At 58.8% G+C, this 23,524-nt stretch carries 14 protein-coding genes; all 14 read left to right on the top strand.

The window, feature by feature from the left end; genetic code table 11:
- The first annotated feature begins 1 nt into the window (after position 1).
- The 14 genes from QZJ86_RS18615 (at position 2) to QZJ86_RS18550 (ending at position 23,408) form a co-directional block, all read left to right on the top strand.
- Entirely contained in the window at positions 2-169 is a 168-nt protein-coding gene (locus tag QZJ86_RS18615; protein WP_301671994.1) for a hypothetical protein, read from the top strand.
- A 57-nt stretch (positions 170-226) separates the two neighbouring features.
- Entirely contained in the window at positions 227-1,273 is a 1,047-nt protein-coding gene (locus tag QZJ86_RS18610) for a phage late control D family protein (protein WP_301671993.1), read from the top strand.
- A complete protein-coding gene (locus QZJ86_RS18605; protein ID WP_301671992.1) occupies positions 1,270-1,911 on the top strand; it encodes a phage baseplate assembly protein V in 642 nt (213 codons plus the stop codon). The genes QZJ86_RS18610 and QZJ86_RS18605 overlap by 4 nt, the downstream gene beginning before the upstream one ends.
- Positions 1,912-1,917: 6 nt before the next feature.
- A complete protein-coding gene (locus tag QZJ86_RS18600; protein WP_301671991.1) occupies positions 1,918-3,582 on the top strand; it encodes a hypothetical protein in 1,665 nt (554 codons plus the stop codon).
- Positions 3,583-3,584: 2 nt separating this feature from the next.
- Positions 3,585-3,980, top strand: coding sequence for a GPW/gp25 family protein (locus tag QZJ86_RS18595; RefSeq protein ID WP_301671990.1), 396 nt, complete (start codon positions 3,585-3,587; stop codon positions 3,978-3,980).
- A gap of 19 nt (positions 3,981-3,999) precedes the next feature.
- Entirely contained in the window at positions 4,000-6,171 is a 2,172-nt protein-coding gene (locus QZJ86_RS18590) for a putative baseplate assembly protein (protein ID WP_301671989.1), read from the top strand.
- A gap of 10 nt (positions 6,172-6,181) precedes the next feature.
- A complete protein-coding gene (locus tag QZJ86_RS18585; protein ID WP_301671988.1) occupies positions 6,182-8,611 on the top strand; it encodes a phage tail protein in 2,430 nt (809 codons plus the stop codon).
- Between the two features lie 202 nt (positions 8,612-8,813).
- The gene (locus QZJ86_RS18580; RefSeq protein ID WP_301671987.1) at positions 8,814-9,716 is read left to right on the top strand and encodes a hypothetical protein; all 903 of its coding nucleotides are present in this window, start codon (positions 8,814-8,816) and stop codon (positions 9,714-9,716) included.
- Positions 9,717-9,730: 14 nt separating this feature from the next.
- Positions 9,731-11,422 (top strand): hypothetical protein, encoded by a 1,692-nt coding sequence (locus tag QZJ86_RS18575; protein ID WP_301671986.1) that lies wholly within the window; start codon positions 9,731-9,733, stop codon positions 11,420-11,422.
- 43 nt (positions 11,423-11,465) lie between these two features.
- Complete coding sequence (locus QZJ86_RS18570) at positions 11,466-15,191, top strand: hypothetical protein (RefSeq protein WP_301671985.1); 3,726 nt, start codon at positions 11,466-11,468, stop codon at positions 15,189-15,191.
- A gap of 9 nt (positions 15,192-15,200) precedes the next feature.
- The gene (locus tag QZJ86_RS18565; protein WP_301671984.1) at positions 15,201-16,796 is read left to right on the top strand and encodes a hypothetical protein; all 1,596 of its coding nucleotides are present in this window, start codon (positions 15,201-15,203) and stop codon (positions 16,794-16,796) included.
- Complete coding sequence (locus QZJ86_RS18560) at positions 16,789-18,768, top strand: ATP-binding protein (RefSeq protein ID WP_301671983.1); 1,980 nt, start codon at positions 16,789-16,791, stop codon at positions 18,766-18,768. The genes QZJ86_RS18565 and QZJ86_RS18560 overlap by 8 nt, the downstream gene beginning before the upstream one ends.
- 3 nt (positions 18,769-18,771) lie before the next feature.
- Positions 18,772-22,440: an eCIS core domain-containing protein gene (locus QZJ86_RS18555; RefSeq protein WP_301671982.1), complete on the top strand. Its 3,669-nt coding sequence runs from the start codon at positions 18,772-18,774 to the stop codon at positions 22,438-22,440.
- Positions 22,440-23,408, top strand: a complete 969-nt coding sequence (locus QZJ86_RS18550) for a tetratricopeptide repeat protein (protein WP_301671981.1) — start codon at positions 22,440-22,442, stop codon at positions 23,406-23,408. Before QZJ86_RS18555 ends, QZJ86_RS18550 begins: the two co-directional genes overlap by 1 nt.
- Positions 23,409-23,524: the final 116 nt, after the last annotated feature.

Raw genomic sequence — 23,524 nt, 5'->3', positions numbered from 1 at the left:
GATGCCGGTGTTGATAGATGAAGTCATTGTGGAAATCCAGGACGGCGTCACCGAACCCGCCGAACAGCAACCAAGTGCTCAGCAAACCCCGCTGTCGCCAGCGGAAATCGAGTTGGCGCAGATGCTGGAATTGATTCGGCAGCGGCAGGATAGATTGAAGATTGATTGAAACGATGTAGCGACTCGATAAAACAATAAAGAATAACAATAAAACACTCAGGAACCCATGGCCGAAACCGCTTTCATCAGCACCCGCCCGACCATCAAAATCGATGGCGAACCGCGCGAAGACCTGCAACAGGCCTTGCTGGCGATGCAGGTCAATTTGCCGTTGCACGGTAGCGCGCACGCTGAATTACAACTGTCCAATTGGGGCAGGCCGCAAGGCGGACAAGAGCCGGATTTCATGTTGAACGACATCGCATTGGGGGCTGGCGTGGAGATCGCCATGGGCAACGATACGCCGCAAAGCTTGTTCAATGGCGAGATTACCGCGATCGAGGAAAGTTACGGCGAGGGCGCGCCCAGCATCGCGCTGTTATTGCAGGATAAATTGCATAGACTGGCCCGCAGCCGGCATAACCGCAGTTTCGAGGACCAAAGCCCCGACGATTTGGCGCAAAGCGTTGCCGGCGAGGCCGGGTTTCAGGCCGATGCGGCGATTTCCGGCATCACGGCCACCTGGCATCAACTCAACGAAAGCGATCTGGCGTTTTTACTGCGCATAGGCAACCGTTTCGACATTGCGGTACGCCTGGACGGCAATCGCTTACGGGCCAAGGCCGAGGAAGCCGACCCGAACCCTATTGCGCTCAGCGCCCAGGATAGCGCGCTAAAAGTGCGCTTGATCGCCGATTTGAATCATCAACCGCTCAGTAGTCAGGTGAACGGTTACAACTTGGCCAGCGCCGAAGCAGTGGATTTCGACGCCGACACGATGACGCCTGCACCGAGCGGCACTAGTGCCGCCGCGGCGCTGGGCGATTTGAGCTGGCCGGGCGCGGAAATCGTCCCGCAGCCCTTTCCCGGCACCAGCAGCGAGGCGGAAGCCTACGCCAAGGCGGCGTTTAAACGTCAGGCCAAACGCTTTATTCAAGGCGAGATCGTTTGCCAAGGCGAAGCCAGTTTGAAACCTGGCCGGGAAATCGAATTGGACGGCGTATCGCCCAGATTGAAAGGCCGCTATCAGATCGTGCATTGCGTGCATCGCTTCGACAATAACAGCGGCTTCGAAACCCATTTGAAGGTCAACAAGAGCGGGTGGCAGCCATGAACAGCCATGCGCTAGGCCATCTGCACAGCTTGCAGCTCGGTCAGGTCACCGACAATGCCGACCCGGACAGCCGCGGCCGCATCAAAGTGCGTTTGCTGGCGACCTTGATGGAAGTCTGGGCAGGCGTAGTGGCGCCGTCGGCCGGTCAGGGTTACGGCGCCAGTTTCGTGCCGCGTCTGGAAGAAATCGTGGTGCTGGCGTTTATCACGCCGGAGATGCCGCTAGTGCTGGGCAGTTTGTGGGCCGGCAATAGCAGTGTGCCGGAAGACGCCGATCCGCAGGAAGACCATTACGTGATCCGCACCCCCGAACAAACCGTGCTGGATTTCGACGACGGCAACGGTCCGAAAATCGAATTGCGCACGCGTTCCGGTTACAAGATTTCGATAGACGAGGCTGGCGGCGGCGAGATCAGCATCGAACGCGCCGACCAGAGCATCAAACTCAGTAGCAGTGGCATTGCGGTGCGCAGCAGCGGCAGCGTCACGGTCGATGCCAGCTCGGTGACCATCAACGCCAGTACCGTCACGGTCAACGCCAGCATGTCCAGATTCAGCGGCGTCGTCCAGGCCGACACGGTGATCGCCACTTCGGTGGTCGGCAGTTCTTATACGCCGGGTGCCGGCAATATTTGGTAGGGGATTATGAAAACCGAGCAAGCCTTGCATCCGATTCGATTGAAGCCGCCGTTTTATCAAGGCGGCGGGCATTGCGGTTTGCATCGGTATCTGGATGCGGAATTTGTTAACCGTTTCAAGCAGGACATCCAGCGCCGCCAGTTCAGTCTGCCGCAGTTTAGCGACTGGCAGCAGGAAGAACGTCACAGTCGCCACGGCCAGCAGCCGGTGTTACGGCTGCCGCTGCACCGGGCCTTTCATATCGTCAGTTGTGAAGTGGTTTGCGACCGTTTCGGCGAGCCGGCGCTGGACCCGCAAAAAATCACCTCGGCCGGTTTCGTGATTCGGCGGCTTAGCGGCGGCCGCGAGCAGGCCTGGATGTTGGAAGACGGTGAGGCGCTGGGTTGGCAGGAAGCGCCGAGCGAATTGCGCGACCCGGATCTGCATCGACGGCTGTGCGCCAATGGCGTGCTGCATAAGCGCGAGGATCAGGCCACCTACAGCGGCGAGGAAGTGCATCCTTTGCACGTATTCAAAACCAGCGATGTCGCCAACAAATCGCATACGCTGTTGTTCGCCTATCTGCCGCTGGGCGGCTTTTATTATCTGCGCGATGTCAGTCAGGCTTTCGATAGCGCCGATCAGGCCCAAACCGCCAGCGTCGCGGCGGCAATGTTGCCCTGGCCGTTCGGTTATCGGCAACCGCTCAATCAAACCTGGCTGACCGAATACAGCAAACCGCTGGAACGCGGCCAACCCAGCAAAGCCTTTTTCGAATGGTTGCGGATGCTGGTCAACCGTTACCACCTTGGCGAAGCCGGCATCGCCGAAAACGCCGCGCTGGAAATTAAATCTCAGCAACTTTGGCTGTACGACGAAAATACCTGGCCGGCCGCGTTGCGTTCTCAGGCTTTCCAGGAAACCAGCCAGGGTTTGTTCGTTTCCTACCGGCGGCAGACTTTTTACAGCTATTTACAAGCCTGCTTTGCGAGAGGCGGCGACAATCCCTTAGTCAACTGGATCATCCGCCAGGAACAGTTGATCGATGCCAGCGGCGGCTTGGAGCAATTGGCTCAGTTACAGCCCTTGCCGAGCGCAGACGGTGTGGGCAATTTGAATCTGACCTTATTGATGTTGGCATCCGATGCCCAGGAAATCCGCGAGCTGCTCGGCCAACGTTTGCGAGATCAAGCCTTGAACAAGGTCAAGGAAATCCCGCTGCCTAAATTCACGCAAAATCTCGACGATGTCTATCAAGCGATACCCTTCGTCCGCTTCAAAAACGAGCACGGTCAGGAGCAGATTCAATGGGCGCAAGCCGACGCCCGCAGCATCCCGTTTCGGGTGGCGGCGCCGTTCGATCCGGATGCCAGCCGGCCGGTGATGATACAGATGCCGTCCTTGGCCGATCTGCGTCGCGGCTTGGCGAAAGGTGCGGCGATGATCACGCCGGCCGACACCTTCGATTTGATGAACAAACTGAAATTGAACAAGGGCGCCAGCGAAGATACCGTCAAGGACACGTCCGGCCCGGATTTCGGCATTCAATGGATTTGCTCGTTCAGCCTGCCGGTGATCACCCTGGTGGCGATGATTTTGTTGATGATCATGATCTCGCTGCTCAACATCGTATTTTTCTGGTTGCCGTGGGTCCGAATCTGCCTGCCGTTTCCGAAGATTAAAGGAGGTTGACGATGCGCGCGCCAATACCCGAATTAATCAGTTGGCCGCTCGGCGGTCTGGACGGCGATGGCCGCGTCAGTTGGAGCCGCGACGATCAAAGCATCCGCGAGTCCATGTTGAACATCCTGTTAACCCGGCCTGGCGAACGCTTGCAACGGCCGACCTTTGGCGGTGGGCTGCTGAATTTCGTCCATCAACCCAATAACGAAACCACCCGCCATCTGCTTGCGGGTGTGGTACGCAAATCGCTGGAACAATGGGAGCCTAGGGTGGAAATCGACGAAATACAGGTGCAGGCCAGTCCGGCCAGCGTCGCCGATGTGCACATCAACATCCGCTATCGGCTGCGCCACAGCCAGCGCCCGGCGGAACTGGGATTCACACTAAACCTGAGCCTGCCGGCTTGACGGCGAAAGAGAGGCCGCTATGCCATTACCGGTACCGAATTTAGACGATAGACGCTTCGACGATCTGGTCGCGGAAGCCAAGGCCCGGCTGGCCAGCCATTTGCCGGAACTGACCCAGATTGCCCCCGGCGACCCGCTGAATAGCTTTGTCGATTTGTTCGCCTGGCTAACCGAAACGATACTGTACCGTGCCAATCTGATACCGGAGCGTCAACGCCGGGTGTTCCTGAATTTGCTGCAAATTCCGGTGCGTGCCGCTCGTCCGGCTAAAGGCATTGTCAGCATCGACGCCGGGCCGACCAGCGTGTTGCCGGCACCGTTACTGGCGGACGGTAGCCAGCTAAGGGCGGGTAAGCAAACCCTGACGGCGGTTGGCGAATTGCAACCCACTTGCCTGAGCTTGCAGGTGCTGATCAAACAAAAATTGGCAGCCGCCGATCTGGCGGCGCTGGGCTTGACCTTGCAGGATTTGCAAGAGCAGTACGGTTTGCGGAACGGCCAGCGGCCCGAGCCATTCCAGCCGCGCCGTTTCGAGCCGGTTAAGGAAGTGCTCGATTTGACGCAAAGTCTGGATCGCAGTTTCTATTTGGCCTGCATTGCGCCGCGACAATTGGAAAACCAGATTGCTTTGTTACGCAGCCATCTGGCCGGCATCAGCTTCAATATCGGTATCGCCCCGGCCGACGATTTGCTCGGCGACGCGATCAACGAATTGAATCCGCGCAAGCTGATCTGGGAACTGGTTTCGACCGGCGAGGCCGGCGAAACGATTTATCTGCCGCTGGACGTGCTGGCCGACAGCTCGAAAGGCGGCCGGCAAACCGGCGTGGTGCGCTTGCGCTTGCCGAAGAATCCGGCGCTGTTCCAGGCTTTCGTGCCCACCGATCCAATGTTCAGCGGCGTCGGCGACCGGCCGCCGGAACTTGCCGATCAGGTCGAAGCCGGTCGGGCGGCTTTCTGGCTGCGTTTGCGTTGCCCGGAGCACCCCAAACTGCAACTGGGTTATCTGGCATTGAACGCGGTAGACGTGATCGCCCAAGGCTTGAAACAGGATTTTCTGGTTGGCATCGGTACCGGCCAGCCCGACCAGGTCGTCGTATTGCCGGATCAACATATCGAAGCGGCTACCTTGCAACTGGATGTCGAAGAAAACGGCGCCTGGGTGCGCTGGCAAGCAGTCGATTTTCTGGCCGGCCAAGCCGCCGATGCCAGGGTGTACCGGCTCAATCCGCAATCGGGCTATGTGTATTTCGGCGACGGCACGGCCGGTCGCCGGCCGCCATCCGGCAACCGGATCCGCATCGCCGCGTATTTGTTCGGCGGCGGCAGCGCCGGTAATTTGCCGGCCGGCATGATTAAAGAAATCGTCAACGGCAGTTCGCGCCACAAATTGCGCCACGAATGGCCGTTGCAAGGCGGCCTGGACGCGGAAACCGTCGAGCAGGCCGAAAAACGCATCCCGCAGTTTTTAACCCACCGCAATCGGGCGGTGACGCAGCAGGATTTCAAAATTATTACGCAAGCCAATCCGGTTAATCCGGTGGCGCGCGCCGAAGTGTTGGTCGGCTTCCTGCCGGGCGCCAGCATCCGTGTGGTGCGCGACGATGTGCCGGGGGTGGTCAGTGTATTCGTGCTGCCGCCGGCGGAACCGGCTTTGGGCCATACCCCCAAGCCCAATCAGGGTTTGCTGAAGGATGTGTTTGCTTATCTGCTGCAACGGGTGATGGTGGGCACCGAATTGTATGTGCTCAGCCCGGAATTCGTGCCGATCGCGGTCAGCGTTAAAGTCCAGGTGCGCGACATCGAAACCGAGCAGCAAACCCTGCGCGATGTGCAGCAGACTTTGATCGAATATCTCTGGCCACTGGCACCCGGCGGCGCGCGCGGCGAAGGCTGGCCTTTGGGCGGCGAAGTGCGCGCCAATGAATTGTTGACGCAAGTCGCACGGGTGGCCGGCGTGCAAGCTATCAACGCGCTGAGTTTGTTTCAGCGTGGCAGCAAGGGCTGGCGACGGTTGGCGACAGACGAGACGATCAGCCTGACCCAATACCAGTTGCCGGAATTGCTGGGAGTGCGCGCCGAAAGCGGCTCCGGCACGCCGGCCCTGCCGGACGGCATCGGTTTGCTGGAAGGCCAGACTCCGGACGACAGTATGGGTGTCGCGGTGCCGGTGATTCCGGACATTTGTTGAGGCTGAGACGATGGACGTCAACAACACCCCTTATTTTTTACTCAGAGGTCAGGCCGATTTCGAACAGGGCTCCAGCCATTTGAGCTGGAACCCGAGTTTGCACGCGCTGACGCTGGCGCAAAACCAGGCCTTGCGCTTGCCGGCTTCCGACCCGGCAGCCGCCTTGCTGGCTTGGCAAGCCAGCAGGCCGCTGGCTTTGGATAGTTTTAATCAGATCGGTCGACTCAGTGTCGACGGCTCCCGAGTCGAGTTCAACAGCGGTCGCGGTTATCTGACATTACAAGACAGCGAACTGGTCGATGTTGTGGCGCCGCAGGGCAGTTTCACCGATATGGCCTTCGCGGCGGTCGCTGCCGGCGGCAATCCGGGTTTCGGCCGGCCGGCCGGCGATGGCAGACTGGCTTTGCCGTTCAGCGACGCTGTTAACCAACATGGCTTGTTGCTGTTTCATTTGGCCCGGCGCTGGCAGACCTTTTGCGAATGGGGCAATGCCGAGGGCGAAGATGCCGCGTCGCAAACGCCGCTGCGTGCCTGCATAGACGCGGAGCAACGAGTCTGGTTGATCTCGGCGACTCGCTTGATGCTGTGCAGCGGCGAACCGCTGCCCTTGCCCTATACGCCTGAGACTATCCGCTTCGAGCCCGAGCAAAGCAATCCGCATCCGCTACGCCGGGTTTGGCAACAAGCGTTGCCGGAAGGTTTGCAGGCGCTGGCTTTATGTTGCGATTTAGAGCAGCTTTATATCTTATGCCACGACGGTGCCGGCGCACAGACGATCTTGTCCCGGCCATTGTCCGATTTGGCCGATGCGCCGTTCAAAGTCTATGCCTGCCCGGCCGAGTTGCCGTTTGCCGTCGATCTGGCGCTGGCCGCCGATTCTTCGCTGCCGGACAGCGGCCGGCTGGCGGCCTTGGTGCCGCGCGCGGCCGGCGATATTAATTTCACGCAACGCGATTGCCCGGTGCTGGTTTTGCAGAGTGACAGCGAAACCGGCAGCGGCAATGTGCAATTGTTGCACGAACGCTATCCGTTGCAGTCTCTGGCGGTGCCGCGCTTCGTCAGCAGCGCCGACGGCCAGTTGCGTTATCAGGCAGCAGCCGATCCGGATTTTCCGGAAATTGTGCCGCGTCCGCGAGAGCTGCATGCCTTGCGCCGGCCGCAATTTAATCTGGAAGGCACGGCTTTGCTGCACGAACTGGATTCCGGGCAAGTCGATACCCAATGGCATAGGTTGTATCTGGACGCCTGCATCCCGGCCGGCTGCGAGATCAAAGTTGCTGTGCGGGTGTTTGCCAGCAGGCAGGCGCCGCGGCCCAAGCCTGTCGATCAACCGCCGCCGCTCTGGAACCCATTGCCGTCCGAACTGCCGTTCGCGGTGTCGCTGGCCGGCCAGCAGCCCGGCAGTAGTGGGCTGTTCGAGATTTTATTGCAGCAGCCGGCCGGTCCGATGCGGCAGTTACGCGGCCGCTATTTACAGCTTCAAGTGAGCTTGCGCGGTGACGGCCGGCAGAGTCCGGCCTTGCATGCCATCAGGGTGTATTACCCGCGCTTTTCCTATCAGGAAGCCTATTTTCCGGAATTTTACCGGCAGGAACTCAGTTACGACGCTAGCCAGACGATAGGCCCGGCCAATGGCGCCGATGTCCGCGAACGTTTATTGGCGGCCTTCGAAGGTGTGTTGACGCCGCTGGAAGGCCGTATCGCCGCCAGCGAGCAACTGGTGCATCCCGATGCGACGCCGGCCGGCAATTTGCCCTGGTTGGCCGAGGCGGTCGGCGGACGCTTGCCTTTGCATTGGCCGGAAGCCCGGCAACGGCGTTGGCTGCGGGATGTGACCCTGGTTCAGCAATACAAAGGCACGCTGGCGGCCGTGAATCTGGCCTTGGACATCGCCAGCGACGGCGGCGTACAGCGTGGCGAAATCGTCGTGCTGGAAAATTTCAGATTGCGGCGGACGATGGCGACGATCTTAGGAGTCGACATGGACGACGGCGATCACCCGCTGACCTTGGGCACCGGCATGAGCGGCAACAGCATTATCGGCGATAGTTTGATTCTGTCGGAAAGCGATGCCCGACAGTTTCTGGCGCTGTTCGCGCCGGAATTGGCCACGACCGACGAAGCAGCCCAAGTCAAAGCGTTTTTTGAAGAATATGCGCATCAAGTCAGCATCTTGCTGCACGGTCGGGCAGTCGGTTTGCGGACGACGGTCGAGGATGTATTGGCCGAGCAATTGCCGGCGCATTTGCAATACAAAATCATCGAAACCGAACATCCGTTTGTGCTGGGCATTTCCCCGCTGCTGGGCATGGATACCTTCATCGAAACCGCGCCGCCATTACGCCGCGTGACGCTGGACGATACTTATCTGGGCCGCGAGGGCGTCTTGAAAAACCCGGCGGCTTTTTCACCGGAGGACATCAATGCGTTGGCGTTATGAGTTTTCGAATGACCGAAGTGTGAAAGTATGTTCGGTGGTGGCGGGATATTTCCGCAGAGGACGCCGCGAATACGTCCCTGTAGGCTTTGCGCCAGCTTCATGTTGGCGAAACCTCTGCGCAAACATCCGCCATCTCTGCCGAGAAGAGCGTTGTATCTGATGAGTTGTTAACGTCCCAATATCGGGCGCACGTGGAGGCCGCATGGATACCCTAGACGATTTTACTACGCTGGAACAGGATGCCAGTTTGTCGGAACCCTTACGCCGGGTGGCTTACGAAGCCGGCATGATGCTGGGTCTGGAAGCCACCCGCGACGAACAGGCCTATCATCGCCGCCGGCTGACCCGCCATCAATATTGGCTGCAAGGCTACGGTACGCTGGCGGGCATGGTGGTCAGCATGGCACCGCCCAGCCATCCCAACGCCACCGATAGGCTGACGGTGCGCTTGCTGGTCAGTCCCGGCATCGGCATTGATGGTTTGGGCCGGGAAGTGCTGATCCACGAAGCCTATTGCATCAATCTCGGCGATTGGCTGGCGGCGCAATCCGAAAGCCATCTGCGCGAAGGATATAGCGACGCCGACAATCTGCTCTGGCTAAAAATCTGCGTCCGGCAAAAGGATTGTCAGGTGGCGATGCAGCCAGTGCTGGCCCGCAAGCTCAACCTGAGCACCGATGCGGTGCAGCCCAGCCGCACTGCCGATAGCGTACGCCTGGAACTGATTCCGGAATTGCCGCCGCCGGCCACTGCCGAAGCCTACCAGCCTTGGGCTTGCCATCAAGCCTTGCCGGCAGCGATGCCGGCCTTATCGGCGGCCGAGCAAGCCCTGCTGCAACAGGTGCAAAACGACAATGCCGAGGCCGGGTCGCAACTGGCATTGCATGCGCGTTTGCTGCATGGCCTGGACAGCAGCGGCGTCAATACCCGGCAACTGAACGACGAGCTGGAAGAAGGTGCCCGCCTGCTGTTGGCCAGGATCAGCATCAGCGTTGCCGACATCAACGCCATACTGGTCAATCCCCAATTAATCTCGATCAACAATCTGGTCCGGCCGTTCCTGGTAACCGCCAGTCAATTGGCTTGGCTGGCTCGCCAGCCCTGATCACGGAGGTCAACATGAGCGAAATTCTCTTTCAACCGCTGGGCAATCCGATCGCAGCCGGTCTGGGGCTGGACACGCTGGCCGACATCGATCCGCGCCTGACCCGCAGTCATTATTTCGACGGCCGCTTGTTGACCGCCGAGGACTTGACCCGCGATCAAATCTATCTGGATCAGCGTCTTCGGGAACTGGGCCGGGTGCTGGGCAGCGGCGTTATCGGCGGCCTGCAATTGAGCTTCGATCGTTTCACCGGCTTGCTGACCCTGGAGCCGGGCTTGGCGATGACGCCGGCTGGCCGGGTGTTGGAACTGGGTAGTCGGCTGATCGTCAATCTGCGCGACCGGGCCTTGATCAGCGGCCTGAACGACGGCAATTTTTCGACTTTGAACCGAGGTTTGTACGCGGTGGTGTTGCGCTACGTGGACGTCGGCACCGACATCGCCGAGGTGTTTCCGAAAGATTTGAGTGCCAAACGCGGCTTTCAATACGCGATGATCACCGAATCGGTGCAGATGGGTTTGGTACCGCTGCCGATTCCGTTGCCGCAACAAAGCCCGTTACAGATTCGCGCCCGCTTGATGCGGGAATTGCTGGGCGACGATCAACTGCACGGTCTGTTGCCGGAAGACGCGGTGGCGCTGGGCTTGGTAGCGATCCAGGAAGGTGCACCGCAATGGCTGGACGCCGAATTGCTGCGCCATCCGTTGCGCGCCGAGCCGGGCATCGATTCCTTGCAAAGCGATATGTCCCGGCAATACGAAGCCTTGTTGACCGACATTTTAGTCAATCGCCGTAGCGGCGGCCTGACCGGCGATTTTCATGCCAGCGATTATTTTTCCTTGTTGCCGCCGGTGGGGAATTTACCCAAGGAAGCGGTCGATCCGGTCAACGGCCGGCAAGGCTATTTTCCGGAAAACTACCAAGTGGCGATTGCGCCGTTGCGCCAATCCGATGTCGAATTGATCCGCTCCGAGTCGCTGGCTCTACCGCCTATCGATTTGAGCAACGGCGAGCCGGTGGACATTGTGGTGCTGGTGCCGCTGTCCAATCTGGATTACGGCCATTACGCCGCGCAACTGGAACGCAATTTCGACCCGAACAAACGGCTGCTGCCGCAGCTGGATTTGCTGCGCTTGAAGCTGTACCCGGTCAGGCCGGTGCATGCCTTGGACACCGATCAGGCCGCCTGGCAAGCGATCTGGGATCGCTTCGGCAGCAACTCGCCGCTGTATGTGCGCCGTCCCAGCCGCGCGGCGGAAACGTCGGTCAGCGGCATTGTGCTGGCCCTGGGTACCGCGTTGCCGTTGCCACCGGAAGCGGGGGGAGGTCCGGCCGATACCGGTGGCTTGATCGAGGACGAAGATAGCGTGTTTTTGCGGCGGGTCAATTACCCGATGCTGGCCGAGGTTCGTGCGCCGAGCGACGATGCCGGCCGCACGGCGTTGGCGGCTTTGGTCGAATCATTCAATGAATCGGCATTGGTTGCAGCCAGCCAGCGCATCTTGCTATTGGTCGAGCGTCATTACGATCCCGTGGTCTGGCAAACCCTGCAACAACTGGCCGCAGCCAATAATCTGGATGCGTTCTCAGGCGCGTTGCGTGCCAAGCCAACCGAACAGAGCACCGGCGAACTGGTGGTTGCGGGAGGTGCGGCACTGGGGTTAAGCAATGAGTTAATCGGGCAATGGACAGCGTTGTTACCTTGATGCCTTGAGAGGATGGTACCGAAACGAATAAGGAGTAGCTATTATGGCGATGATCTTGCTGCATAACCCAATTGCCAGTTCCCGTGCGTTGGAGCGGGTACATATGTTTCCCGGCCGGCATCTGGGCGAGGAGGAGTTCGACCGCGAGCAGGCTTATGCGGACGCCCGCCTGGCGACCGTGTTGCAAGGTAAGGCCGCCGGCATCGTCCATGGCCTGGATTTGCAATTGGGGCCGAACGGCTTAGCCGAACCCGGTTTCAGCGTCAGCGCCGGTTTGGCCTTGGCCGCCAATGGCCAGGCACTTGGTTTGTATTATCCGCTACGCGCCGAATGGGTGGGATTGATTGCAGATTTTCTAAACAACAGCCATGCCGTTGGCGCGGTGGGGGTTTATTATCTGATGCTGGTGCGAGCCGACCGGCAAATCGATGCGCCCGACATCGATCCTTGCCAACGCACCGAGCTGGACCCCTCTCGCGATACTCAGCGAGTGCTGGCCGGCAGTCTGGCCTTGCAGCGTATCAATATCAGTGACAACGCCGTCAATACACTGCCACGCGAGCAAATCGAAAACTGGGTGGCCGCCGATCGAGTCGATGCCGGTTTCATGGCCAAGCTGGGCAATTCGGTGCCGCTGGCGCTGCTGGCTATCGAGCCCAAACCTGTGGTGGAGGAAGAGCCGGAACTCCCGCCGGCAGCGCGTTATCGATTGAAATGGCTGTCTCAGGAAGCCGGCCGCTACGAGGCTTTACCGAATAGCGGTTACCGGGTGCTGCTTAATCAAACCGGCGCGGCGATGCGGCGAGTGATGCAGGCGGCCGGCCTGCCCGCCAATGCTGAGATTCCGCTGCCGCAATTTCTGCAAGACAATCTGCATCTGGGTTTTCTGCCGGCGGCCGGCCAGTTGCCGTTGGATTGGCTGCAAAGTCCGGCCGCGCCGGCGCCGAATTTATTGTGGTTGCCGACGCATCTGGGTGTGGACATGGTGCCGGTGCCCGAGGAGGCCATCATCGAGCTGTTGAACCGGCATATCGCCCGCCGGGTGATCGATCTACGCCAACCGGCCGGCGACAAAATCCGCTTGTTGCTGGCGGTCAACGAACCGGATTATCGGCCCAATTTATTGGATATTCCGCCAACCGACAGCCTACTGGAAAGCGATATTTTCCGTTTTTACATACGCGCTTACGAGGCCTGGCGCAAATGGCGGCAGCAATTCGACGTGCTGTATTTCGTCGAGCCGTCCAACAATCTGCCGCTGCCGACGGGCGATGTCGATGCGCCCATCGAACACGCGGTACTCGATCCGGCCCAGTTCAAGAATCTGGATTTGCCCAAACCGGAAATTCCACCAGCCTTGCCATTGACGATTTTCGAGCGCGTAATCGCCCGTGCCAACAGCGAGCAGCAAGATCCGCAAAACCCTGGTACGCCTTATCCCTACAGCAACGGTGTGCCTGTTCCGCCAAACTTTTATAGCGATTGGTTGGGGGAGGACGGCGCTCCGCCGCCGATAAGCGTGCCCAGCGACGATGGCCTGGTGGTGCAATACGCGGTGGCCCTGGTGGAGCTGGAGGCAATTGAAAATCAGATTCGGGCGATTCGCAGCCGGGTGGAGAAAACCCGTGATTTTTTGCTGCTGCAACGCCAGCAACTGGATTCGCAAACCGTGGCGCTGGCGGCCTTGGCTGGTGGCGTGGCTGGTGATGGCACCGGTTTGCAGGTTGCCCGTTGGTTACCGTATGCCAGTCTGAGCGCCACTGATATTCCCAAAACCTCCGATAAGCCCGCAGTTGTCGAAAGTGTAGTCAACACCGCGCCGAAATCGATCTTCGCTACCGCTTCCACAGGGATGTTCAGTAGCGCGATTAGTCAGTTGGCGGCAGCGCCGAAAATAACCGCGAGTAGTGCCTTGAGCAGCAATTTGCTCAGCAATGCTTTGACGTCGACTTCGTCGGTCTCCAAATCCAGCTTCCTGTTGAGCAGTAAGCCGCAAACCTTTTCGGCGTTTGAACTGGGCATCAACAAAAATCGCCTGGATATGTTGTCGCGCATCACCAAGGAAGCAGTCAGCAAGCCGGCCTTCGAGGCCAAAGAATACCGCTTTAGCGTGATCGATCACATCAGTCCGGATATCAACGAATATGCCAAGGCCTATTACGGTATGAAGGATCTGCTGGCGACCTTAACCGATTTATTCGATCCTACCGATGCCGCGACCTTACGCAAGCAACTGGTGACGATCGGCGAGGTGGAGGAAGGCGAAACGCTGCCAAAAGATCCGTTCAAACGCCCCAACAAATTAGAGCCGCCCGCCATGTTGGATAAATTGGCCGAAGTTGATGCCACCGACAAAATTACCAAGCAATTGGATACCGCACGGTTCAGTTTATTGCGGACTCAGTATCGTTACCATGCCCTGTTCAAGGCCGGCAAGATTCTGACGCAATGGATTGCGATATTTGAAGGCCGTTATAACAATATCGAGCGTAAATTGCAGGGCAAGCTACGCGAACAATCCAATAAACTGGCGCAGATCGACAAACTGGCCGGCCTGATCCGGGTGGCGCGGGAAACGCTGGAAGGCATGGACCGTTTCCGTGTCGAGCAACTCGGCGACTATGGCGTCGCTCAGCGTTTGCTGGACGAAGATTGGCGGCAAGTCTGGGCTTTGAATAACGAACGCAGCCGTATTCTGACCAAGGCTTTGCGCGGCTTGTATTACGTCCGGGTGCGCGGCACGCCGGTCAGCGCCGCACTGGCCGATCCATTGGCGCTGCGCTACGGCAGCAGCAAGGACATCGTCCCCGGCTGCGATTGGGAAGAAGAAGTCGATTTGCCGAATGCATTGGACCCGTTTTTCGCGGCGATTTGCGAGATTCCGATGGACGACTGGGTCGGATTAAAACCGTTGCGGCCCAAACTACCGCCGTTTCAACAATTCGATTATCTCGGTCAACTGCGTCAAGCCCGCTTCAAGGCCAGGCCCGCCGGCTTGCTGACGCCGGCCAATACCGATACCTTGCAGGCCCGGCTGCAAACCGTGCATCTGCAAACCCAAATAGTGATGCAGCAATGGGCGAGTTTTAGTTTGCCGGCTTTTACCGCCAGCAGTTTGCAAACTCAGGCTGCGGCGGCCAAGGTGTTGTCGCTGGCGGATCTGGCCGGCAGCGCCGGACCGTTGCGCAAACCAGCCCATGAGTTGCGCGAGCAACTGGAGCATTGCCAGTTTTGTTTGCTGGAAAAGCTCAATCTGCTGCCGCCGTCGCTGCGTTTGCAATGGGGGCAATTGGCCGAGGACGATCAAATTCGGGTCGAAGACGTTTCCTGGTGGCCAGGCATGGATAGAGCGGAGGCCGACGATTTCAATGCTGCCCGTACCGTTTCGGAATTGATTGCCTGGTGGTTTCGGCAGTTGGATCGGGATGCTTCGGCTTCCAGCCGCAGCGCGATGCGCAATATGATTCGGGCGGTGCTGATTCATGCCTCGCTGGGCGATCCTCAGGAAATTGTGCGAGGCAATGTGCATGTGCCGCCACGGCTAGCGGCGATAGGCGAAAGCTTGCAAGTCAAACTGAATCGGCCGCCGCTGCCAGGCACCCGTTTGCAATTGCTGGATACCGAACAACGGGTGGTGGCGGTATTGGCGGTGGAGGATCACAGTCCGCAAAGCACCCAAGTGAAAATCGTCGATCTGCTGCAAAGCAACGTCAAGATCAATACCCGCTTTAGCGTGGTGGCGAACAAGCTGACCCAGAAGCGCTTATAAGCTGCCGCGATGACTAAACTGGCCGCCGATACCGTTGCGATACACCGCCTGACCGTGCGGGCAGGGCGCGGGCAGCAGACGATGGTGGATACCTTGCGCGACAATTTGCAAAATGCTGATTGGCCGCATGCCGACCGCGATAGTTGGGTGTTTATCCGCCGCCTGCAAGCCAGCGGGTCTGGCCGGCAATTGCCACAACAGTTGTGCGAGCAAACCAAGCAGTATTTAAACCAAGCCCATAATACCGACGAGGTGATGCGCTTTGCCGGTCTGACCGAGCTGTTGGCGGCCTTGCTAACCGATTTATTGCGCGGCGGGGCAGGGTTTTATTGGTACTGGCGGCGCTGGGAACATTGGTTTGACTTGCCTACGCCGAGGGCGCTGTATGTCGTAATGTCCGAACATCTGGCTTTATTGCCGTCCATATCCGCCCGATTGGCGATACGAGGCCAGTTGCCGGCCGTATGGTTGAGTTTGGATGAAGCCGATAGTCGGCAATTGGCGGTCGAACTGGCCGGTTTAAACGGTTTCAGCTTGCCGTCGGCTCGGAATCTCACCGCTGTGCTTGCCGGGGAGATCAAGAGCGAGGCAAACCAGCAAATGCTGTCAGTCAATTTAACCACCCTGACAACCCAGCTGTATTGGCCGTCCGGGCTGTTGGCGCGCTGGCGAAACGTGTTGCAAGGGCTGGAAGTGTCGGATAGCCGTTATCAGCTGGCCTTATGCTTGATCGGCCAGGAAGTGGCGCCTTTATTATTGCAGCAACAGCCGGCCAAGTTACTGGCGACCTTATCGGCTTATTTTTCGCCGCCGGCGCATGCGGTGCGAACTCGAATCGACCAGGAGCCGGTGGCAACCAAGCTTAATGCGCTGGTCGCGCCTTTGGCAGCTTCCGCGTTATCTAAATCGTCCCCATCATCAAGCCAAACTGCCGAGACTCGACCGCAATCGGGCGGAGACCAGATGGTGCCGGCTGGTGCTTTGACACGTGACAAAGCGCTTGGATCGGCAAAGTCCCAATACCGCACGGAACAGCGTGAGGAAAGTCCTGGGCAAGCCGCGACTGCGCTGGATGTATCCGGTGCGAAGCAGGCGATGGCACAAGACCTGGATCCGGCAGTGCAAGCCGTCGCCGAGCCGGCCTTTGCCCGCTTCGATACCATGCAAGGCGGTTTGCTGTATCTATTGAATATGCTCAACCGCCCGGAAATGCGGAGCTTGATGGTAGAGCATGCCGAAACATTGCCCAGCGCTTGGGCATGGCTATATCGGCTTGGGCAGGAATTGCAGTTACGGGAAGACGATGCGCTGGTCGATTTCATTGCGTTGCAATTAGGCCTGGAAAACCATTTGGCTCTAAGCCAATTGCCAGCGCTTCCCGACCGCGAGCAGGTGTTGAATCAGGCGCGGCGCTGGTACGGTAAAACCGGCGTCTGGCAAGCCGGCCTGTTGGCACTGACGGCGCAGGTTCAATACAGTCCCAGCCATATCGATTTATATGCGCCGATGACGGCGATCCGTTTACCGGTGCGCCTGGCAGGGCTGGACATCAATCCTGGCTGGTTGCCGTGGCTGGGCCGGGTAGTGAGTTTTCATTATGACTAAAGCGCCGCCCCTGGCCGAATCGCTCAACCTGAAACCGCCTAACCAGCGCCAGCCGTTGGCGGCCTTGGTGCGGGTCGGCCTGGCGGAGTTCTGGACGCAGATGATGCCGGGCGATACCGAATTGTCCGAGCAATTGCTGCAACAAGCCGCCCAACAGCTCAATATGGAAACTGCGCCGAGCTGGACACAGATGCGCGATGCTGCGGCCGGGCAACTCTATACCTTGCCCGGCCCGTTCGGGCAGTGGCTGCGCGAGCAGCACATCGACTTACCGCAAGCCTATTTACTGGCTTTGGTCGGCAGCGCCGAGACCGATTATCTGACGACGTTGACCTTGAGCGAATTGCAGGCCCCCAATCCCGGTAACCGGCTGGCCGTGCATCTGGCCCTGAGCATGCTGGACGAATTGTTTGGCGCCGGTACTACGCTGGATGCATTGGATTTGCACAGTATGGCGCTGGTGCAACAGCAGGTGTTGCTATTGGAAGGCAGCGGGCCGCTATCATTACGGCAGTTGCGGATCGAGCCGGCCCTGTGGTCGGTCCTGTGCGGTCGGCCGGCAATTTGGCCCGGCTGTCGGATCGTGGCCTTGGCGGACAGGGAATTGCTGCCGCTACGGATACGCCGGCAGCTGCCGCATCTGGCTACCTTACTGGCCAAGGGCGAGGTGCGCGGTTTGGCGATACGCGGCAACAGCGGCGGCGGGCGGCGGGCCTTGGCCGCCGAATTGGCCGGCCTGCTGGGGTTGAATGCGATCGAGGTGCCTGGCGAACTTTGGCAACAGCAGCCTGCCTTGCCGTTGGCTTGCCAGTTGGCGGGCTGGTTGCCAGTGATCAAGGTTCATGTCGCGGCCGGTGAGAGCTGGCAATTGCCGGCGATACATCCCAATATTCCGCATGTCGTAGTTTTGGGGATGACCGATGCGATCGCGGGTCAGGACATGCTGGAAGTGGAAATGGGAGTGCCGGACGAAGCCGAGCGCCAACAACTCTGGGCGCGCTACCTGGATCAACCGGAATTGGCCCGTCGTGCTGCCAGCGCCTTGCTAAGCGGGCCGGTGATCCAGAAGGTGGCGCGCAATGCGGTGCTACGCGCCGAACAGAGCCGTGCAGCGTTAAACGCCGAACATATCGCTCAAGCCCGCCGCGATTTGGGCGCAGAACGCTTGCGCTTGTTGGCCGAGCCGGTGCGGCGCCGGGTCGAACGCGAGGCCGTGGTGTTTCCACCCTTGGTCGAGCAATATTTGCACGATTTCATCGCTCGCGCCCACAGCCGGGAATCGCTGTGGGAGTCGCTGGGTGTCACCTTGCAAGCGTCCCGCAATGCCGGCCTCAGGGCCTTGTTCGTCGGCGACAGCGGCACCGGCAAGACCTTGGCCGCCAGCTATGTCGCCACCGCGCTCGGCGCACCGTTGTACCGGGTCGATCTGGCGGCAATCATGAACAAATATGTCGGCGAATCGGAAAAAAATCTGGGCACCTTGCTGGATCTGGCCGCCGCCGCCGATGCATTGTTGTTGTTCGACGAAGCCGATTCCTTGTTCGGCCGCCGCACCGACGCCCAGCAAAGCGGTGAGCGTTATGCCAATATGCTGACTAACTTTTTATTGACCCGCATCGAAAATCATCCCGGCATCACGATCCTGACCACCAATAGCCGCGAGCGCATCGACAACGCTTTTACCCGGCGCCTGGATGCGATCGTCGATTTTCCACTGCCGGGCTTTCAGGAGCGCCTGGATTTATGGCGCAGCCATTTGGGACAGCGCAGCCCGGACGAAAGTCTGTGCCGTACGCTGGCCAGCTATTGCGACATCAGTGGCGGGCAAATTCGCAACGTGGTGTTGACTGCCGCCGGCTGTAGCCCTGCCGATCAGCCCATCGGCATCGGTCCGCTGTTGTCGGCTTTGCAACGCGAATATCAGAAACTGGGCCGCAATCCGCCGGCGCAGTTAAAACAGTTAAGGAGTTAGCTTATGGCAACCCTGGCGTCCAAACTCCGTAAAAAGCAGCCGCAGCGCAAAACCAGCGCACCGCCCAAACCCAACGAAGAGAAAAAACAGCGCAAGCCGGCTTATTTGAGCCGGAAGATGGCGGTCAGCCAGCCGCAGGACAAGGAAGAGCAGGAAGCCGATCAGGTGGCGAAGGAAGTCGCGCGGGCGCCCAAGGAACCCGCGCCAGGGCCGAAAGAAGACAAGGAGATGATTTCCAGTAAACCAGTGCCCAGCGCCCAGCGCTTGTTGCGGCGGCTTAATCGAGCCGTGGCGCGCGCTGCGAAACCGGAAGAAGACAAACCGGTGCGCCGGGCGAAAAAACCGGATGAGGAGAAGAAAAACCCTGCGGCACAGCGCTCGGTGGAAACCGAAGACAAGGATGAACAACGGGCGCCGGTACGCAAAAAATTGCGGCGCAAAACCGAGGCGGCAAAACCGGAGGACGAAAAAAAAGCGGCGCGACTGTTCCGCAAAACTGAAGCAGCCAAACCTGAAGAAGAACAGGCCCTGCAAAAGAAACTGATGCGGGCAGTGGAACATAGCGAACAGCAGGCAGAACAAGATCAGCAGGCTGCGGCAAGCGCCGCCGAAACCAATGATGTGGAGCCATCGATAGAAGAACGCATCGAACAAACCCGTGGTCGCGGCACGCCGTTACCCGAAGCAGTGTTGCGCGACATGGAAAAACAATTCGGCCAGGACCTTTCCCGTGTCGTTATTCATAACGATGCTCACGCCACGGAACTGTGCAAGGAATTGAGTGCGCGCGCCTTCACGGTCGGTAATGACATTTATTTTGCACCGGGTGAATACGCGCCGGAAACCGATCAGGGACGCGAACTACTGGCCCACGAAATGACGCATGTGGTGCAGCAAAGCGGCGGGATAAAACAAAAAGTGGCCCGCAAAGGACCTGCTGGCGGCAGCGCGGCGGCCAGCAGCGACCCCGTTTTCGAAGTCACCGAACCGCTGGAAATTCCGCCGATCAAATCCCGTCATGCGTTAAGGTATCAAGGCATGGCGCGCGCAGGCCAGTTACAACGCCCAAAGGGCAGCGTCAGCGAAAACCGCGATACCAAACAACGCGAGCAGTGGAAGGGCGTTAAACCCAACCTGAACAAGATTCCTGCCGACCAGCGTCCCAATGCGGCCCACGGTTTTAAGCTGAATCTGAACATGGCAGGTAAAAAGAAGGAAATCAAAGCCGACGACGAAGAAGCCTTTCTGGATTTACTGAGAATCCCAACCTGGGATGGATCGGGCAAGGATACGACCTATCAGGTCGATCACATCGTCGAACATCAATTGGGCGGTGAAGACGCGTTGCACAATATGGAACTGCTGAATGCTTCGCACAATGGCAGCGTCGGTTCTTCGTTTCGCGGCGAAATTCGCGATGCTGTCGAACGTACCATCGCCAAACTAAAACCCACCGATCCCCGGCTTAAGGATCTGGGAACTCCCGGCAGCAAACCGTCTGCCCAGCAAGTACTGGATAACCGCGTCACCAAATTCAAGGCCGTTGCGGCTGTTGGCGGGCACCAGCGCCGGCGCGAAGAAGGGGGCAGTACCTTCTGGAGTCAGGATGACATCAAGAATCTGGCGCCGGCTCTCGACCTACTGGATGATTCAGCGAAGGAGCGCAAGGGAACCGCCACCCGGCTTTCCATCCTGTCTCCTACCGGCGGGCTGGCTATTACCAAAATCAGCCACGCCGCCAAGGATGTATCCTTCAAGGTGCCGGCCGCCCAAAAGAGCGCACTGTCCGGCTTCACCATGCTTAATGTGACGCTGGTGCAGGGTTACAACAAACTCGGCGCCAATGCCAAAGTCGGCGATCTCAGCGTCGAGCTGGATTTGGGGCCGCAAATCAAAGTGACAGGCAATCCTGGCGCTTTCGATATCCCGCTGTACAAAGAGGAGGATGTTGATTTCGCAGGCAGAATCAGCAGCGAATCACTGGAAACCCTGTTGCCGAAAAAAGTCGATCTGAAGGGCGCCAGCCCGGTGGATTTGAGTGGTTTCAGCATCAACCGGGGCCTGGCCGCCACCGCGATGCTGCAGCCTACGCATCCGTTGTTGCAAGGCTTGCAGGTGCCCGGCCAGATCGTCAACGGCCGGCTGGGCATTTTTCACACCTTCGACGCCAATAGTCTGGCCAAGCGCCTGCCGTTACCCGGCCTGACTGTCAACGACGCCACCATTACCCTGGGCTATGACGGCGAACGGCTCAGCGTCAGCGGCGATATTCAGTTTGCCGTGCGCAATTTTGGCGACGGTTCTCTGGCCGCGGAACTGGATAGCGATGGTAATTTCGGCCTAGCCGGCCGCTTCCGGGCCGATTCCAAGCTATTCGATCAGGCCGAATTGCAAATGGCCTATCGCAGCGCCACCGGCTTCGGCATCAGCGGCACCTTGGCCATCACCAGTCCGGACAAGATCAAAGGCATACGCAGCGCGTCTATCACCGCCAGCTACAACGCCGGCAATTTCAGCGCAACCGGCACGGTGGAACCCAGCATTCCCGGCATCCAGCAAGCCGGTCTCACGGTTGCCTATTCCGAAGCCGACGGCCTTACCATCGGTGGCAACTTGCAATTGTCCGCCAATCCCGCGATCCGCTCCGGTTCGATTGACGTCACTGTCAACAAGCACGGCGATGACTGGAAAGTGCGTGCCACTGGCACTGCGCAACCTGCCATTCCCGGCATCGATTCGCAACTCACCGTCAGTTACGACGACGGCGCTTTCACCGCCGAATTCTCCGGCGCGTTCAAACGCGGCATGCTGGCAGGTACCGTTAGCGTCGGCGTCAGCAACCGGGCGGTGGGCGAAGACGGCCGGCCCAGCGGCGATCCCATGCCGGATGGGGCATTGACCGTCTTCGGTTCCGGCTCGGCGACGATCCAGATTGCGTCATGGCTGCAAGGCACCGCCGGCATCCGCTTCGATCCCAACGGCGAAGTCACCGTGTCCGGCGAAATCGGCATTCCCAGCAATGTGGAAATTTTCGCGCGCAAGGAAATCGACAAATCGCTGTTCAGTATCGGCATCGATATTCCGATTGTCCCCGGTATCACCGCCGAGATCGGCGGCGGTTTGAATGCGACGGCTGGCATCGGCCCTGGTGTAATTGACCAACTAAGTCTGGGTATTACTTACAATCCCGCGCACGAGGAAGACACCCACGTCACCGGCAAGGCCCATTTGCGGGTGCCGGCCGATGCCGGCTTGCGCTTGTCGGTGCGCGCCGGTATCGGCTTGGGGATTCCCGGTGTCAGTGTCACCGGCGGGCTGGAAATCGGCGGTACCTTGGGCATTCAGGGCGCTGCGGAAGCGGGCGTGGCGATCGACTGGACGCCGGCGCAAGGATTGGACCTCACTGCCAATCTGTCAGTGCACGCGCAACCCGCGTTCACCTTCGACATCTCCGGTTATGTGCGCGCCAAAGCCTTGTTCTGGGAGGTCTACAGCAATCGCTGGACCTTCGCTTCCTACACCTTCGGCTCCAATTACCGTTTTGGCATCAGCCTGCCGATTCACTACCACGAAGGACAGCCGTTCGACATCTCTCTCGACGACGTGCAGTTTGAGGTGCCGGACATTTCGCCGAGTGATATTCTCAGTGGACTTATCGAAAGGATTGCCTAATGACTATTGCGATTAACGATTTGCTCAGAGAAGGTGTGATTGCTCATCAGACTGGCAATCTGGCCGAGGCGGCGCGTTTGTACCTGGCGGCTCTGGAGCTGGATGCCGATAACGCCAGCGCCCATAATAATTTGGGATTCGTGCTGGCCCAGCAGCAGCAATGGTCCGAGTCTCTAGTGCATTTGCGGACCGCGTTGAGGCTAAATCCGCATATGTCGATGGCGCATTGCAATTTGGGCCAAGTACTGGTGAATACCGGCCAGCCGGCGGAAGGCTTGACTCATCTGGAACAAGCCACAGCCTGCGACCCCGATAACATCACCGCTTGGGATAATCTGGCGCGGATTAGAGTGTTGCTGGGCGATTTTCAGGGCGGCGAGTATGCGGCGATTCGAGCCTTGAAGCTACAACCCAACGCACCGCATTTACATACTCGGTTGGGCATTGCCGTGGCGGCCCAGCAAAGACTGGCGGAAGCGGTGCAGCATTATCGACAGGCGTTGGCTTTGGATGGCAATCACCAGGAGGCTTGGGCGCAATTGGGCATTACTTGTTTTTTACGCAACGACTTGGGCAGTGCGCGTGAAGCGCTGGTAACTGCACTGACGCTGAATCAAGAAGACCACAATGCCTTACGGCATCTGGCTTTGGTCAATCTGAGTCTTGGTAATCGCGATGTTGCCATTGCCCAGTTCGAGCATTTGTTGGAATTGAATCCAAGCGATGAGGCGTCGCGCCTTGATTTGGCGGTGATCTTATTGTCTGCGCATCAACCTGCCGCAGCGCTGGAGAACTTGGACTCGATCAACGGCGAAGTGCGCGCCTCAAGCAAATTCCGTTTTTATTTAGGTCTTGCTTTACAGCAAAGTGGCGAGCAGGAAGCCGGCGTCAAATTGCTGCGTCAGCTGGCGGATTTACCGGACGATGAATACGGCGTTAAGGCGCGGCAGATGCTGTTGGTTAGCTAAATACAGGCATTTGGCGAACCAGTTGATGGTTACGCTTGCGCCTAAAATTCAGGCAAGCTGTCGTTTTATTAACAGAGGATTTCGACTTTATTTTTTGACTTGGTGAACCTTATTGC

It is taken from the genome of Methylomonas montana, assembly GCF_030490285.1.
GTDB lineage: Bacteria > Pseudomonadota > Gammaproteobacteria > Methylococcales > Methylomonadaceae > Methylomonas > Methylomonas montana.
The sequence above is the reverse complement of the archived record's forward strand: the minus strand, read 5'-3'. Positions and strand labels throughout refer to the sequence as shown.